A 14,879-nucleotide genomic window follows, 5' to 3' on the forward strand; every position below is an offset into this window, starting at 1 on the left:
ACGGTGTCCGCAACTACCACCACTCCACCACGGGAGTTAGTCGCAGGAGGCACCCCGGGTACCCGACGGACCCTTGAAAAGGGTCCGTCGGGGTGGCTCGCCGTCCCCGCGCTCGCCTTCTTCATGCTCTTCGCCATCCTCCCGCTTCTGGGAGTACTGTTCCTAAGCTTCACCCGCTGGGACGGCCTGGGCGAAATCAAACTGGACGGACTGTCCAGCTGGAACACCGTCCTGGCCGATCCTGTGACGGGCAACGCGTTGCTGGTGACGGCCAAGATCATGTTTTTCTCCTTCATAGTCCAGGCACCCATCAGTCTGCTGCTCGGCGTCTTCACAGCAGCAAGCCAGAAGTATCGCGCCGCACTGGCCGTCCTGTACTTCGTGCCGCTGCTGCTCTCTTCGGCAGCCGTAGCCATCGCTTTCAAAGCGCTGCTGGACCCCAACTTCGGCCTCGGCCCCGGCCTGGGCCTGCCCTTCCTTGCCCAGGACTGGCTGGGCAACTCTGATCTGGTGCTGTTCGTAGTGGTTTTCGTGATCGCCTGGCAGTTCGTGCCCTTCCACACCCTGATCTACCAAGGCGGCGTGCGACAGATTCCCGCTTCACTGTACGAAGCTGCGCAAATTGACGGCGCCGGCCGCGTCCAGCAGTTCTTCAACATCACGTTGCCGCAGCTGAAGTACACCATGATCACGTCCTCCACGCTCATGGTGGTGGGTTCCCTGGCCTACTTCGACTTGGTCTTCGTGCTGACAGCCGGTGGGCCCGGCTACTCCACCAGGCTCCTGCCGCTGCACATGTACCTCACCGGCTTCAAAGCGAACGACATGGGAGCGGCGAGCGCCTTGGGAGTCATCCTCGTTGTTATCGGCCTGGCCCTGGCACTGCTCCTGCAACGACTCGGCGGCAAGAACCGCAACGCCAGCCAACTGGAAGGTGCGTAATGGCTTCCACCACCCAACTCCCCACAGCCCCGGCAGCGGTCCCCGAAAAGGTGACCACCCGCCGTCGGCCCCCAAAAATTGGCCGTTCGCGGCCGAACTTCCTGGGCGGCCTGGGCGGCTGGCTCTGGCTGGCCGTCATCATTGTGCCCGTGTACTACGTGGTGATCACCAGTTTGAAGAACCAGGCGGGATTCTTCACGTCCAACCCGATGCTGCCACCGGTAGAGCCAACCTTGGACAACTACAAGCTTGTCCTGGAGAACGACTTCGCAAAGTACTTCGCCAACAGCCTCATCGTCACCGTGGGCAGTGTTGTTCCGGCGCTGTTCGTTGCCTTTATGGCTGCTTACGCCATTGTGCGCGGCAAGGGCCGGTTCCTGAGCTGGACCAACAATCTCTTCCTCCTGGGCCTGGCCATTCCGCTGCACGCAACCATCATCCCCATCTACTGGATGATCACCAAGGCCCACATGTACGACACCTTGTTGGCACTGATCCTGCCCTCCATTGCGTTCGCGATCCCCGTATCGGTGCTCATTCTCTCCAACTTCATGCGGGATGTTCCCAACGAGCTTTTTGAGTCGATGCGACTGGACGGCTGTTCTGACTGGGCCATGATGTGGCGACTGGCGTTGCCCATGACCAAGCCCGCTGTCATCACGGTTGGTATCTACAACGCACTCCATGTGTGGAACGGATTCCTGTTCCCGCTGATCCTCACGCAAAGTCCGGACACCAGGGTTCTGCCGTTGTCGCTGTGGACCTTCCAGGGTGAATTCAGCGTCAACATCCCGGCGGTGCTCGCCTCCGTGGTACTGGCAACGCTGCCGCTGCTGGTGATTTATGTCGTGGCCCGCCGTCAGTTGCTCAGCGGCCTCACCGCAGGCTTCAGCAAATAGCCGGCTACCACCAACCAGAAAGGACTTCCCATGACAGAAACCCGACCCCTTCGTGTGGGTATGGTGGGCTACGCCTTCATGGGCGCCGCCCACTCCCACGCCTGGCGTACCGCGCCACGATTTTTTGACCTACCCCTTATTCCTGAACTGACCGCCGTGGCGGGCAGGAACGAGGAAAGTGTCCGGGCAGCAGCCAGTAAATACGGCTGGGCATCCATCGAGACTGATTGGCGCCGCCTCATTGAGCGCGATGACATCGATCTCATCGACATCTGCACCCCCGGCAACACCCACGCGGAGATAGCGATCGCAGCGCTCGAGGCCGGCAAGCATGTCCTCTGCGAAAAGCCCTTGGCCAACTCGGTGGAAGAAGCCGAAAAAATGACACAGGTGGCCCGTGCCGCGGCCGAACGCGGCGTGTTATCCATGTGTGGCTTCAGTTATCGGCGCACCCCTGCCTTGGCACTGGCCAAGCGAATGGTGGACGACGGCCGCCTGGGCGAGATCCGGCACGTCCGCGCACAGTACCTTCAGGACTGGCTCAGTGACGCGGATGCTCCGCTGACCTGGCGACTGGACAAGTCCAAGTCCGGGTCCGGTTCACTTGGGGACATCGGCGCGCATAGCATCGATGCCGCGCAATGGATCACCGGACTGAACATCACCGGGGTCTCCGCCCTGCTGGAGACGTTCGTGAAGGAACGCCCGGTAGGCGGCGACTTTGTGGGCCTGGGCGGTCATGGCGGCACAGATGGGCCGCGGGGTCCGGTCACGGTTGATGACGCTGCGCTGTTCACCGCCCGCTTTCAGGCCAAGCACGACGGCGGCGCTGACGCCAACTCGAGTGGCCGCACCGCCGCCGGGCCCATCGGCATCTTCGAAGCAACCCGTTTCGCCCTGGGACGCAAGAACGCCATGCGCCTGGAACTGAACGGCACCAAGGGCTCACTCGCCTTTGACTTCGAAGACATGAACTCCCTGCAGTTCTACGATTCCGCACTGGAACCGGATGCAGGCTTCCGCAAGATCATGGTCACCGAACCGTCCCACCCCTACACCGCCAACTGGTGGCCCACCGGCCACGGCCTCGGCTACGAGCACGGCTTTACGCACCAGGTGGTTGACCTCGTCACTGCCATCGGCGCAGGCGAGCAGCCTACGCCGTCGTTCGATGACGCATTGCAGGTGCAAAAAGTGCTGGCCGCCGTCGAGGCGAGCGCAGAGAACGCAAGCCGCTGGCAGAACGTCTGAGCCATATGAATACGCCCGATACGAAGGAAACCATGACAAGCAACAACAAGACAGCGCTGGTGGTCCGCGGCGGATGGGACGGACACCAGCCGGTGGAAGCCACAGAGCTGTTCATCCCATTCTTGAAGGACAACGGCTACGACGTCCGGGTGGAGGAATCCCCCAAGATCTACGCAGACCCCGACTACATGTCCGGCGTGGACCTGATCGTGCAATGCATGACCATGACCACCATCGAAAAAGATGAGTTCGAGGGCCTGCGCTCTGCCGTTGAAAACGGTACCGGCTTGGCTGGCTGGCACGGCGGCATCGCTGATTCCTACCGCAACAACTCGGATTACCTGCACCTGATCGGCGGCCAGTTCGCTTGCCACCCGGGCAAGCATGCCGACGAGCTGATCGGTGAACAATCGGACAACTACGTCCCCTACACCGTCAACATGCTTCCCGCGGCCTCCGTACACCCCATCACCCAGGGAATCGCTGACTTCGACCTCGTCACCGAACAGTACTGGGTCTTGTCCGATGACTACATCGACGTCCTGGCCACCACTACCCAAAAAGTCCGCGCATGGGACCCGTGGAACCGCGAAGTGACCTCGCCGGCCATCTGGACCCGTCAATGGGGCAAAGGCAAAATCTTCGTCTGCACCCCCGGCCACCGCGTGGAAATCCTCCAGGACAGCAACGTCCGTACCATCATTGAAAGGGGCATGCTGTGGGCGTCTCGATAACCCCTGCCAAGCCGCTAAACGTCGGAGTCATCGGCTGTGGCGCCATCATTGCCCAGTACCTGAGCAACTTCCGTCGGCTCGATTCCCTCAGCCTGGTAGCCGTCGCGGACCTTGACCCGGCGCGGGCGCAGGCCGTGGCCGACTCCTACGATGGTGTCCGGGCACTAACAGTGGACGGGCTCCTGGCAGCCGATGATGTGGACCTCGTCCTCAACCTCACCATCCCTGCCGCTCATGCCGACATCGCGCTACGAGCCATCGCAGCCGGAAAATCCGTGTACGGCGAAAAGCCACTGGCTGCCACCACCGCTGAGGCGCAGGAAGTACTGGCTGCGGCCGCGGCGGCGGGGGTTGTGGTTGGCTGCGCACCGGACACCGTGCTGGGAACCGGAATCCAGACAGCCCGCAAGGCGATCGACGACGGACTAATCGGAGCGCCGATTTCGGCAACAGCCACCATGGCCACGCCAGGCCACGAACGCTGGCACCCGAACCCCGATTTCTACTATCAGCCCGGCGGCGGACCACTGCTGGACATGGGCCCCTACTACGTCTCGGCGCTGGTCACACTGCTCGGTCCTGTGGTGTCAGTGGTGGGTGCTGCCAGCCACACGCGAAGCGAACGCACCATTGGATCGGGCCCTCGTGAGGGACAGGTGGTCCCGGTGGATATCGACTCACATGTCACCGGGGTTCTGGTCCATGAGTCCGGTGCCTTGTCCACCCTGTTCATGAGCTTCGACGCAGTACGGACGAAGAGCCCCAACATTGAGATCCACGGCGAGACGGGCTCGCTGATCGTCCCTGACCCCAATCATTTCGACGGCGATGTGCAGCTGTTCGCGCTTGGTGCCGAGGATTGGGAAACACTGCCCGTCTCAGCTGGTTATGTGGACTCGGGACGTGGCTTCGGCATCGCCGACCTCGCCAACACACCGTCCGGCCAGGAACCACGTGCCGGCGGTCAGTTGGCCTTCCATGCCTTGGACGTTATGGAATCAGTGCTGGAATCAGCCAAGAGTGGGCAAGCGGTCGCCATCAAGAGCACGGCCTCGCGGCCCGCTGTGGTGGAACTGACGGAACTGGTCAAACAGAAGGAACTCTCGACGCCGGTACGCGCCTAGAGCTCCGGCCGCCCCAACGAATCCGGTCACCCCAACGAATCCGGTCACTGTTCGCTCACTTCGCCGTTCTACGGTGCGTGGGACGATCAGAGGCCGGATTCGTCGTTAGTGCTTTGCGCGGCGGAGGGTCGCTTCGGCGTGCTTGAGGATGGGGCCATCGATCATCTTCCCCTTGTACTGGAACACACCAGTGCCTGCCGCGGCTGCCGCTTCCAGGAGTTCTTTGGCTTGGGCTACGGCTTCGTCGGTGGGAGCGTAGGCCTCCCGGACCACGGCCACCTGGTTCGGGTGGATGCAGGCTTTCGCTCCGAAGCCACTGGCCACGGCATCCCGGGACTCAGCGGACAAACCGTCAAGATCCGGGATATTTACGTACACGGAATCGATGGCTTCCTTACCCGCAGCCTTGGCGGCAAGCAGGACAGCGGACCGCGAGTGAAGAGCGACAGCCCGGTACCCGCCGTCGTCGTTCCTGCTGGAAAGGCCACCGAGGGAGGCCAGCAGGTCCTCGGCTCCCCACATCAGAGCCACGACGTTCGGCTCGGCGGCGATCGAAGCTGCGTTGACTATGCCTGACGCGGTTTCACACAGCGCGATCACCTGATAGCCAGCCAAGGCCCTCAGCTGCTCCGCGCTCTCCGCCTTGGCCAACATGACCGTGCGGTAGGGCGTCTGGGCCAGGGCCTGCAGGTCGAGCTCGAACTCCGGAGTCCCCACAGGATTCACCCGAACAATAGTGCGGCTTGGCTCAAGACCGCCGGTGCCGGATTGCCCTGAACCCGCCAGTTCAAGGATCGCGTCGCGGGCGCCCGGCTTGTCCGCAGGAGCCACAGCGTCCTCGAGGTCAAGGATGACGGCGTCGGACCGATCAGCAGCCTTCCCGAAGCGCTCAGGCCTGTCGGCAGGGCAGAACAGGAGGGCCGGTCCCATGGTGAACGGGAGAACCGCCGTGGTTGACGAGTCGGTGGAGGGCATGCGGATTCCTTGCTGCTGATGTGCTGACACGAACGGAGAACTATGACTGCGCGGCGTGAGCTTCCTTGGTCCACATCAGGCAGGTCCGGGTTGCCAAAGCCACCACTGCCCCATCCTGGTTTCGGCCGGTGTGTTGCATGGTCACCACGCCTTGACCGGGCCGCGAAGACGACAACCGTTTCCCCGTAATCACTGTTTCCGTGTACAAGGTATCGCCATGAAACAGCGGATGCGGAAACGTGACATCCGTCAGCCCCAGCTGCGCGATGATGGTGCCCTGCGTCAGCTGTGTCACGGACTGCCCCACCATGGTGGACAGAGTAAACATTGAGTTCATGAGCCTCTGCCCGAACGGCTGCCCGGAACTCCAGGCCGAGTCCAGATGCAACGCCTGCGTGTTCATGGTCATGGTGGTGAAGAGGACATTGTCCGTCTCGGTGACGGTGCGGCCAGGCTTGTGCGCGTAAATCACGTCCTCTTCGAGCTCGTCGAAATAGAGCCCGCGCTGCTCCACCACCCGCGTCATACAGTGAGCTCCTGGTCTTCTTCGAACAGCTCGGCACCGGTGGCGGCCAAGACGTCCTCAAGGGTGACGTTGGGGGCAAGCTCACGGAGGACCAGACGCGGATCACCTTCATCCTTGACCACATCGATCACCGCCAAATCCGTGATGATCCGGTCCACGCAGCCCTTACCTGTCAATGGCAACGTGCAGTCCTGGACGATCTTGGGCCTGCCGTTGCGGTCCACATGTTCCATCATGACAATGACTTTCTTGGCACCGAACACCAGGTCCATTGCCCCTCCCATGCCCTTGACCATCTTGCCGGGAATCATCCAATTGGCCAGGTCACCGTTCGCGGCCACCTCCATGGCACCCAAAACTGCTACGTCCACGTGCCCGCCACGGATCATGCCGAAGGACGCCGCCGAATCAAAGAATGCAGCCCCGGCATTGGTGGTGACCGTTTCCTTGCCCGCGTTGATGAGGTCCGGATCAATGTTTTCCTCAGCGGGGTATGGGCCGACGCCCAGGATCCCGTTCTCCGAATGAAGGATGACCTCCACGCCCTCCGGAATGTAGTTGGGGATCAGCGTGGGCATCCCGATGCCCAGGTTCACGTATTGCCCGTTGGTGAGTTCCTTGGCCACCCGGGCGGCCAGTTCGTTGCGGGTCCAGCCTTTGGCTTCGTGATGTTCGACGTCGGCGCGGCGGTACTCGTGCCGGACGGCTTCGGGACGGGGTGGGATGTCCTGGTACGTGTTGTCGGTCATCGTTCCGCTCCTGACTGGGCTGTTCCGGACTGTCCTGGTGCTGACTGGCTGGGCCCGGTATTAGGGGCCAGGGCCACCGTCCGCTTTTCTATGCGCTTCTCGCTCGTGGTGGCCACCACCACCCGTTGGACGAAAATCCCCGGCGTATGGATATGCTCCGGGTCCAGCTCGCCGGGTTCCACCAACTCCTCCACTTCGGCAATGGTGGTCCTTGCCGCCATGGCGCAGAGTGGGTTGAAGTTCATGGCCGTCGCGTGGAACACCAGGTTCCCGTGCCGGTCGCCCTTCCAGGCATGGACCAGGCCGAAGTCCGGTGTCAGGGACTCTTCCAGCACGTAGTCCGCGTCATTGAAGGTGCGTACCTCCTTGGGCGAGGAGGCCAGCGCAACGTTCCCCTCGGCGTCGTACTTCTGCGGCAGGCCGCCTTCGGACACTTGGGTTCCCACACCTGCTTTGGTGTAGAACGCAGGAATGCCGGCGCCACCGGCGCGGAGCTTCTCAGCCAGGGTGCCCTGCGGAGTGAGGACTACTTCCAGCTCCCCCGCCAGGTACTGCCGGGCAAATTCCTTGTTCTCGCCGACGTAGGAGCTGATGGTGCGCCGGATACGACCATCCTTGAGGAGAATGCCAAGGCCCCAGTCGTCCACGCCGCAGTTGTTGCTGACCGTCTCAAGGTCAGTGGTGCCTTGGCTGTACAGGGCGTCGATCAGGGAAACGGGGATGCCGCATAAACCGAAACCTCCCACCGCCAGCGAGGCTCCGTCCGGGATGTCCTTCACCGCTTCCGCGGCGCTGGCAACAACCTTGTCAATCATCCTTGATCCTTCCCCTACGGTTACAGACCCAGCTCGCGGGCGATGAGCATCAACTGGACTTCGGTGGTGCCCTCCCCGATTTCAAGGATCTTGGAATCGCGGTAATGGCGCGCCACCGTGAATTCGTTGATGAAGCCATAGCCGCCGAACACTTGGGTGGCGTCCCGCGCGTTGTCCATGGCTGCCTCGCCTGCGACCATCTTAGCGATGGCCGCTTCGGTCTTGAACGGCTTGCCGGCCAGCATCCTGGAAGCGGCGTCGTAGTACGCAAGACGTGCAGTGTGGGCCCTTGCCTGCATCCGGGCGATCTTGAACTGGATGGCCTGGTACTTGCCGATGTTATGCCCAAACGCGCTGCGTTCCTTGGCGTACTTCACGGACAAGTCCACGCAACCTTGAGCAGCGCCGGTGGCCAGCGCAGCGATCGCGATGCGGCCCTCGTCCAGGATGGAAAGGAAGTTCGCGTAGCCCCGGCCGCGCTCGCCCAGAAGGTTCACTTCCGGGACGCGGACATTGTCCAGGGTGAGCGGGTGAGTATCCGATGCGTTCCAACCCACCTTGTTGTACGGTTTCTCTGCCCGGAAACCGGGTGTGTCCGTAGGGACAAGAATGGTGGAGATTTCCTTCTTGGTGCTGCCGTCGGCGTTCTCTTTTTTTCCCGTGACTGCCGTGACGGTGACCAGCGTGGTGATGTCCGTACCGGAGTTGGTGATGAACTCCTTGTTGCCGTTGATGACCCATTCGCCGTTGTCCAGGTGGGCGTTGGTCTTGGTACCGCCGGCGTCCGAACCGGCTTCGCGCTCGGTCAGGCCGAAACCAGCCAGAGAACGTCCGGACGCCAACTGTGGCAGCCACTCTTGCTTCTGTTCCTCCGTGCCGAAACGGAACACCGGCATGGCGCCCAGGGAGACTCCGGCTTCGAGGGTGATGGCCACCGACTGGTCCACACGTCCCAGCTGCTCCAATGCCAAGGCAAGGGCGAAGTAGTCTCCGCCCATCCCGCCAAACTCTTCCGGGAACGGCAGACCAAACAGGCCCATCTCCCCCATCTGCTTCACAACCTCGTAGGGAAAGCTGTGCTCCTCATCGTGCTTGGCGGATACCGGTGCCACAACTTCGTCGGCGAACTCGCGGACGGAATCGCTGAGGTCCTGGTACTCCTCATTCAGGTCAAACGTGCTCATGGCTGGACTTCCTTGTCTGTGTTCGTGTCTGTGGTGGCCGTGGCGTCAGCGGCGTCGGCCACGTGAATGGTGGCGAGCACCTGGTCGGCTTTGACCAAATCCCCGGTCTTGCTGGTGAGGTGGACGGTTCCAGCAACGGAGGCCACCAGTTGGTGCTCCATCTTCATCGCTTCCACGGCAAGGAGGACTTGGCCTTCCTCCACGGTGTCTCCGTCGGCTACAGACACGGAAACCACCGTCCCGGGCATGGGTGAGCGCACCTGCGGATCCACCGCGCCTTCTTCGCGCTGGATCCCGGCGAGCATCCGCCGCAGTCGCTCGGCCCGGTTCAAGACTTCAAGCCGGCAGGACCAGCCGTCGTTGCCCACAAAGAGTTCCTGCACCCCGGTGCGCCCGCCCGACGCAACACCAACCGCGAAGGTGACCGCACCGTCGTCGAACTCCACCGCGAGCCTGTTGTCACCGCGATCGACCACCCTGATGTCCACCGGGCTCCCGCCGTCGACGCTAGCCCTGACGGTACCGCCCTCCTCAGTGATTGACACCGTCGCGATTGCACCGCCCGGAACACCGAAAGTGGCTGTCCACGCGCCGCGGCCGCCGACGCGCCAAGCATCGGGAGTCCGCCACGCGTCACCAGCGAGCGCCGATCCTGTGCGCTCCAGCCACAGAGTAAGAGCGGCGGCGATCAATTCCCTGGGACCAGCATGCCGGAAGTCCATGGACGGCAGCCTGCGCTCAATCAGTCCGGTGTCGAGGCGCCCGGCCCGGACGTCAGGATCGTTGATCAGCAGGCGCAGGTACTCCACATTCGTGTCCACGCCCAGCAGCGTGTAACGGCCAAGGGCAGCGTTAAGGGTATCCAGCGCTGACGCCCTGTCCTCGCCCCACGCGATGACCTTGGCCAGCATGGGATCGTAGTCCCCGGTGATCTCCAGGTTGTGGCGCATGGCGGAATCGATCCGCACCTTGGCGTGGGTGCGTTGCTGACCGGTCACGGTTGAATCCGACTCGCCCTGCTCAGCGAGCGCCACGATCCGCCCCATGGACGGCATGAAGTTCCGCTCCGGCACCTCGGCGTAAACGCGCGCCTCCACGGCGTGGCCGTTAAGTTCGACGTCGGACTGCGCCACGGTGAGCACCTCACCGGCGGCGATCCTCACCTGCCATTCCACGAGGTCGATACCCGTGACCATCTCCGTGACGGGATGCTCCACCTGCAGCCGGGTGTTCATCTCCATGAAGAAAAACTCATCGGGGTGCTCATCGGACACCAGGAACTCGACAGTTCCCGCACCGCTGTAATTGACCGAACGCGCTGCATTGCAGGCCGCCTCGCCAATGCGGGCCCGCTCCTCCGCGCCGTCCGGCAACGATCCGAACAGGGCCGACGGCGCTTCCTCAATGACCTTCTGGTGCCGGCGTTGGAGAGAACACTCGCGCTCGCCGAGGTGGATCACGTTGCCATGGTTATCGGCCAGGACCTGGACCTCGATGTGACGGGGTGCGCGGATGAGTCTTTCCAGGAAGAGGGTGTCGTCACCAAATGCGGACGCTGCCACGCGCCTTGCGGTTGCGAGCGTGGAGGCCATGTCTTCGGGTCTTTCCACCACATGCATGCCTTTGCCCCCGCCACCTGCGGACGGTTTGATCAGGAGGGGGAAGCCTACTTCGGGTGCTGCTTCAAGCAGGTCCTGGTCGGTGAGTCCGGGCTTGGCGATGCCGGGAACGCACGGAACGTCGTAGGCCATCACGTGGTTCTTGGAGCGGATCTTGTCACCCATCACTTCGATGGCACCGATACCGGGTCCGATGAACGTGATGCCCGCCGCGTCCAGTGCCTTGGCGAACTCCACGTTCTCGGACAGGAAACCATACCCGGGGTGCACGGCCTCCGCCCCGCTCCTACGGCACGCGTCGAGGATGGCGTCGATCTTCAAGTAGCTTTCCGCGGGTGACGTGCCACCGATGGCGACGGCGGTATCGGCGAGGGCCACGTGCTTGGCGTCTTTGTCCGCGTCTGAGTACACAGCGATGGAGCGGATGCCCATCTCCTTCAGGGTCCGGATGACGCGGCAGGCGATCTCACCACGGTTGGCAACGAGGACAGCATTGAAGATTCGTTGTGGCGCGCGGGGCGGGGCTGGGGCTGTAGTTGGCAAAGTCATGGTCACATCCTGAAGAGGCCGAAGGAGGTCTCGGGCAGTTGTTGGCGGGAGACGACGTCCAGGGCCATTCCCAGGACTCGCCGTGTGTCAGCGGGGTCGATAATGCCGTCGTCCCATAGGCGCGCAGTGGAGTAGTAGGGGCTTCCCTGATCCTCGTACTGTTGCTTGATGGGAGCTTTGAAAGCTTCCTCGTCCTCGGCGGACCATTCCTCACCGGCGGCTTCGTACTGATCCCTCTTGACTGTCGCCAGCACGCTGGAGGCCTGGTTTCCGCCCATGACCGAGATACGGGCGGCCGGCCACATCCAGAGGAACCGTGGCGAGTAAGCCCGGCCACACATGGAGTAGTTGCCCGCACCGAAGGAACCACCTATGACCACTGTCAGCTTGGGCACGCGGGCCGTAGCCACAGCAGTAACCATTTTGGCGCCGTTCTTGGCGATGCCGCCTTGTTCGACGTCTTTACCCACCATGAAGCCGGAGAGGTTCTGCAGGAAGATCAACGGAATGCCGCGCTGATCGCAGAGCTCGATGAAGTGGGCTCCTTTGAGGGACGATTCGCTGAAGAGGACGCCGTTGTTGGCAACGATGCCCACGGGGTGGCCGTGCAGGTGCGCGAATCCGGTCACCAGCGTGGTGCCGTAGTTCTTCTTGAACTCGTGAAACTCCGAGCCGTCCACGAGTCTGGCGATGACTTCCCGGACGTCGTACTGGGCGTTGACGTCCGTGGGAACCACACCGTAGATCTCTGAAGGATCGACGACGGGCGGCAGGACGACGTCGGATACGTCCCAGGCCGGCTGCGCCGGCTTCGGCAACGTCGCCACGATGTCCCGCACAATTTCCAGCGCGTGCTGGTCGTTTTCGGCCAAATGGTCCGTGACCCCGGAAATCCTTGAATGGACGTCGCCGCCGCCAAGTTCCTCTGCGGTGACGATCTCGCCGATGGCTGCCTTAACCAGCGGCGGGCCACCCAGGAAGATGGTGCCCTGGTTCCGCACGATGACCGTCTCGTCACTCATTGCAGGAACATAGGCGCCGCCTGCCGTGCACGAGCCCATGACGGATGCGATCTGCGGGATCTTGGCCGCGGACATTTTGGCTTGGTTGTAGAAGATCCGGCCAAAGTGCTCCCGGTCGGGGAAAACTTCGTCCTGCTTGGGCAGGAATGCCCCTCCTGAATCCACGAGGTAGATGCACGGGAGCTTGTTCTCCAGAGCAATTTCCTGGGCCCGGAGGTGCTTTTTCACGGTCATGGGATAGTAGGTGCCGCCCTTGACGGTGGCGTCATTGGAGATCACCAGAACATGGCGGCCATGGACCAGGCCGATGCCCGCAATAACCCCGGCACCCGGGGAATCGTCGTTGTACATGCCGTTGGCAGCCAAAGGTGCGATCTCCAGGAAAGGACTGCCGTCATCAAGCAAGTAGTCGATCCGTTCGCGCGGTAGAAGTTTCCCGCGGGCGATATGCCGCTCCCGGGACTTTGCCGGGCCGCCGAGGGCCGCCGTCGCCAGACGCTCCTTCAGCTCGGCCACCAAGGCCACTTGCGCGTCGTGGTTAGCTTCGAAGGTGCCGCCCGCGGTTCCCATCAGACTGGAAATTGTCTCCATTGACCCCTGTTCCATTCCCGGCCACAGGCCATTTCGGTTAGTGCCACGTAACTGAAATTTAGGTTAGTCTTTATTAACTGTGATGTCCAGCACAGTAGGTCCCGCAAGTACAGGGACTGAACTGGCCAAGGAGGAAAACGTGACCGGAGGTCAGGAAGCAAGTATCAACAGCACCCGGACCCCCGCCACCCAACGCGGTCAGGCGAAGGAGCTCCGAAGGCTGGCCTTATTGTCTGCAGCCGCCGGACTGTTTGCCGAGAACGGCTTCACCCGGGTGTCCCTTGAAGACCTCGGAGCAGCAGCGGGAGTCAGTGGACCCGCCGTCTACCGGCATTTTCCGGGCAAGCAAGCGGTCCTTGGCGAACTTCTCCTCAGTGTCAGCCGCGACCTCCTGGACGGCGGATTGCAGGTGGTATCGGAGTCGGACGATCCCCGGTCCGCACTGAAGGGCCTGATCCGGTTCCAGGTTGATTTCGCGCTCAGCAATCCAGACGTCATCCGTGTCCAGGACCGGGACTTCGGAAGTCTCAGCGATGCCGACCAAGCAGAAGTCAGATCCCTCCAGCGCAGTTACGTTGAAACGTGGGTTGACGTCCTGGCCCGTATTCACACCGACGCAGATGTCGCCGGCCTCCGGGTTCGGGCACACGCAGCCTTTGGATTGATCAATTCCACACCCCACTCGGTGCGCCACCACGGCAGGAAAATTGCTGTGAAGTCCGCCAGGCCCATCCTGGAACAGATGGCTTTCGCTGCTCTGACGTCTGCCTGATTTTTTCCGTCGGGTGGGGCTGTCTTTGAACGTTGCGCTAAAAATGTCAGACCCCAATGATTTGATTTATTCATGGAGAACTTGGCGCAGTCGACGGCATCATGGGCGGAATCGTCCCCTGCTGTTGCTGCCCTGGCCGCGGTGCGGTCACAGCGCAGTGGGGGGACGCCGCACTTGATCAAGGCCGGGCGTACCGATTCGACGGCGCACATCACGGTGATCGAACATTTCCACGGCGTTGGAATGGCCAACGATACTGGTCGGCTGTACGGCGACAGACTGCACAAGGACGCTGGGCGACTCCACGGAACTGCGCCGGTCAAGGCTCCCGGCGGGCTCAACAGCCCACAGCATCTCAGCGGCGAGGCTAACTTTGCCCGGATTTCGAAGTCCACCGCCGCCCCCACCACACGTGCACAGGTCGACAACACGGCCTTGACGCTCGACCCACGGCGGAAGGCCTGGGCCCACTCCAGCCTGGACTCTGATCGGCCGATTCAACGCCAGCACGGGCAGATTCCTGAACCCACTGCCGTTTCGGGATCGGACTTCTCTACGCTCCTTGACGAGGGCGCTGCGCTTCTTGACTCCGCACGCTTGTCCGCGGCAGATGAGGTGCGGTTGTTGGGATTCGTTGAGGCGGCTGATTTCGCGGGCAGGGTCGAGGAGATCTCGCGGTCGGTGGAGTATTTGCAGGTGGTCGCTGCTCAGGCGGTGGAACGGACCCGAAAGGAAGCTCTGCAAGCTCGGCCGGGGGCGTCAGCGGCAGCGCCGGAATGGCGAACGGGTTGGACCGAGCCGGCAGGGGCTTCGGCGGTTCCCGCAGCCGCAGTCTCAAGGGGAACTGCCCCGGCGGGGGCTAGCCAGGCGGAATCGGACCCAACACGAGCTAGCCCCGCCGAACCGGCCCACACAAGAACCGCCCCGGTTGGCAGTTTCTTGGATGATGGGTACCGGAACACGGCAGAGTTCCTTCGGGCACGGTTGCGGATCGGTATCGGTGAAGCCCGGCGCAGGCTCGCCCTCGCCGCCGAGGCCCTCTCCCAAACCGGGATGACCGGGCAGGACGTCCCGGCCCGCCGCGAAGCCCTCGCCGACGCCCTCGCTTCCGGAGAGCTGCCCTCACG

13 protein-coding genes and 1 pseudogene are annotated in these 14,879 nt (G+C 62.5%); 7 read left to right on the plus strand and 7 right to left on the minus strand.

Going from position 1 to position 14,879, the window contains the following annotated elements; translation table 11 throughout:
* The first annotated feature begins 3 nt into the window (after window positions 1-3).
* From EU811_RS17995 to EU811_RS18015, 5 genes are read left to right on the plus strand one after another with little or no spacing between them, the layout of a single operon-like run.
* Window positions 4-942: a carbohydrate ABC transporter permease gene (locus EU811_RS17995; RefSeq protein WP_142939678.1), complete on the plus strand. Its 939-nt coding sequence runs from the start codon at window positions 4-6 to the stop codon at window positions 940-942.
* Entirely contained in the window at window positions 942-1,841 is a 900-nt protein-coding gene (locus tag EU811_RS18000; RefSeq protein ID WP_142939679.1) for a carbohydrate ABC transporter permease, read from the plus strand. Before EU811_RS17995 ends, EU811_RS18000 begins: the two co-directional genes overlap by 1 nt.
* Before the next feature lie 30 nt (window positions 1,842-1,871).
* Window positions 1,872-3,092: a Gfo/Idh/MocA family protein gene (locus tag EU811_RS18005; RefSeq protein WP_142939680.1), complete on the plus strand. Its 1,221-nt coding sequence runs from the start codon at window positions 1,872-1,874 to the stop codon at window positions 3,090-3,092.
* A 32-nt stretch (window positions 3,093-3,124) separates the two neighbouring features.
* The gene (locus EU811_RS18010; RefSeq protein ID WP_142939681.1) at window positions 3,125-3,826 is read left to right on the plus strand and encodes a ThuA domain-containing protein; all 702 of its coding nucleotides are present in this window, start codon (window positions 3,125-3,127) and stop codon (window positions 3,824-3,826) included.
* Complete coding sequence (locus EU811_RS18015) at window positions 3,811-4,950, plus strand: Gfo/Idh/MocA family protein (protein WP_142939682.1); 1,140 nt, start codon at window positions 3,811-3,813, stop codon at window positions 4,948-4,950. The genes EU811_RS18010 and EU811_RS18015 overlap by 16 nt, the downstream gene beginning before the upstream one ends.
* Before the next feature lie 105 nt (window positions 4,951-5,055).
* Here EU811_RS18015 and EU811_RS18020 read toward each other — a convergent pair whose 3' ends face one another.
* The 7 genes from EU811_RS18020 to EU811_RS18050 are packed head-to-tail and all read right to left on the minus strand — an operon-like array spanning window position 5,056 to window position 12,980.
* The gene (locus tag EU811_RS18020) at window positions 5,056-5,925 is read right to left on the minus strand and encodes an HpcH/HpaI aldolase/citrate lyase family protein (protein ID WP_142939683.1); all 870 of its coding nucleotides are present in this window, start codon (window positions 5,923-5,925) and stop codon (window positions 5,056-5,058) included.
* Window positions 5,926-5,965: 40 nt separating this feature from the next.
* Entirely contained in the window at window positions 5,966-6,451 is a 486-nt protein-coding gene (locus tag EU811_RS18025; RefSeq protein WP_142939684.1) for a MaoC family dehydratase, read from the minus strand.
* Entirely contained in the window at window positions 6,448-7,200 is a 753-nt protein-coding gene (locus EU811_RS18030; RefSeq protein ID WP_142939685.1) for a CoA transferase subunit B, read from the minus strand. Before EU811_RS18030 ends, EU811_RS18025 begins: the two co-directional genes overlap by 4 nt.
* Window positions 7,197-8,015 (minus strand): CoA transferase subunit A, encoded by an 819-nt coding sequence (locus EU811_RS18035; RefSeq protein WP_142939686.1) that lies wholly within the window; start codon window positions 8,013-8,015, stop codon window positions 7,197-7,199. The genes EU811_RS18030 and EU811_RS18035 overlap by 4 nt, the downstream gene beginning before the upstream one ends.
* Before the next feature lie 20 nt (window positions 8,016-8,035).
* Window positions 8,036-9,199 carry an acyl-CoA dehydrogenase family protein gene (locus EU811_RS18040; protein WP_142939687.1) on the minus strand — a complete coding sequence of 388 codons (1,164 nt, stop codon included), beginning with the start codon at window positions 9,197-9,199 and terminating at the stop codon, window positions 8,036-8,038.
* Window positions 9,196-11,367 (minus strand): ATP-binding protein, encoded by a 2,172-nt coding sequence (locus EU811_RS18045; protein ID WP_142939688.1) that lies wholly within the window; start codon window positions 11,365-11,367, stop codon window positions 9,196-9,198. The genes EU811_RS18040 and EU811_RS18045 overlap by 4 nt, the downstream gene beginning before the upstream one ends.
* A 2-nt stretch (window positions 11,368-11,369) precedes the next feature.
* Window positions 11,370-12,980 carry a carboxyl transferase domain-containing protein gene (locus EU811_RS18050; RefSeq protein WP_142939689.1) on the minus strand — a complete coding sequence of 537 codons (1,611 nt, stop codon included), beginning with the start codon at window positions 12,978-12,980 and terminating at the stop codon, window positions 11,370-11,372.
* Window positions 12,981-13,062: 82 nt separating this feature from the next.
* Here EU811_RS18050 and EU811_RS18055 point away from each other — a divergent pair, with 82 nt between their 5' ends.
* The gene (locus EU811_RS18055; RefSeq protein ID WP_238703452.1) at window positions 13,063-13,752 is read left to right on the plus strand and encodes an SACE_7040 family transcriptional regulator; all 690 of its coding nucleotides are present in this window, start codon (window positions 13,063-13,065) and stop codon (window positions 13,750-13,752) included.
* A 72-nt stretch (window positions 13,753-13,824) separates the two neighbouring features.
* A pseudogene (locus tag EU811_RS24300) lies at window positions 13,825-14,879 on the plus strand (hypothetical protein); the annotation flags it as partial.

Source organism: Arthrobacter sp. TS-15, assembly GCF_006964045.1.
In the GTDB taxonomy this organism is placed as follows: Bacteria; Actinomycetota; Actinomycetes; order Actinomycetales; family Micrococcaceae; genus Arthrobacter.

Coding starts and splice junctions, on each gene's coding strand:
- EU811_RS18055 (WP_238703452.1), top strand. CDS start 13,063: ATGTCCAGCACAGTAGGTCCCGCAAGTACAGGGACTGAACTGGCCAAG.
- EU811_RS18025 (WP_142939684.1), bottom strand. CDS start 6,451: ATGACGCGGGTGGTGGAGCAGCGCGGGCTCTATTTCGACGAGCTCGAA.
- EU811_RS18050 (WP_142939689.1), bottom strand. CDS start 12,980: ATGGAGACAATTTCCAGTCTGATGGGAACCGCGGGCGGCACCTTCGAA.
- EU811_RS18020 (WP_142939683.1), bottom strand. CDS start 5,925: ATGCCCTCCACCGACTCGTCAACCACGGCGGTTCTCCCGTTCACCATG.
- EU811_RS18040 (WP_142939687.1), bottom strand. CDS start 9,199: ATGAGCACGTTTGACCTGAATGAGGAGTACCAGGACCTCAGCGATTCC.
- EU811_RS18010 (WP_142939681.1), top strand. CDS start 3,125: ATGACAAGCAACAACAAGACAGCGCTGGTGGTCCGCGGCGGATGGGAC.
- EU811_RS18035 (WP_142939686.1), bottom strand. CDS start 8,015: ATGATTGACAAGGTTGTTGCCAGCGCCGCGGAAGCGGTGAAGGACATC.
- EU811_RS18005 (WP_142939680.1), top strand. CDS start 1,872: ATGACAGAAACCCGACCCCTTCGTGTGGGTATGGTGGGCTACGCCTTC.
- EU811_RS18045 (WP_142939688.1), bottom strand. CDS start 11,367: ATGACTTTGCCAACTACAGCCCCAGCCCCGCCCCGCGCGCCACAACGA.
- EU811_RS18030 (WP_142939685.1), bottom strand. CDS start 7,200: ATGACCGACAACACGTACCAGGACATCCCACCCCGTCCCGAAGCCGTC.
- EU811_RS18000 (WP_142939679.1), top strand. CDS start 942: ATGGCTTCCACCACCCAACTCCCCACAGCCCCGGCAGCGGTCCCCGAA.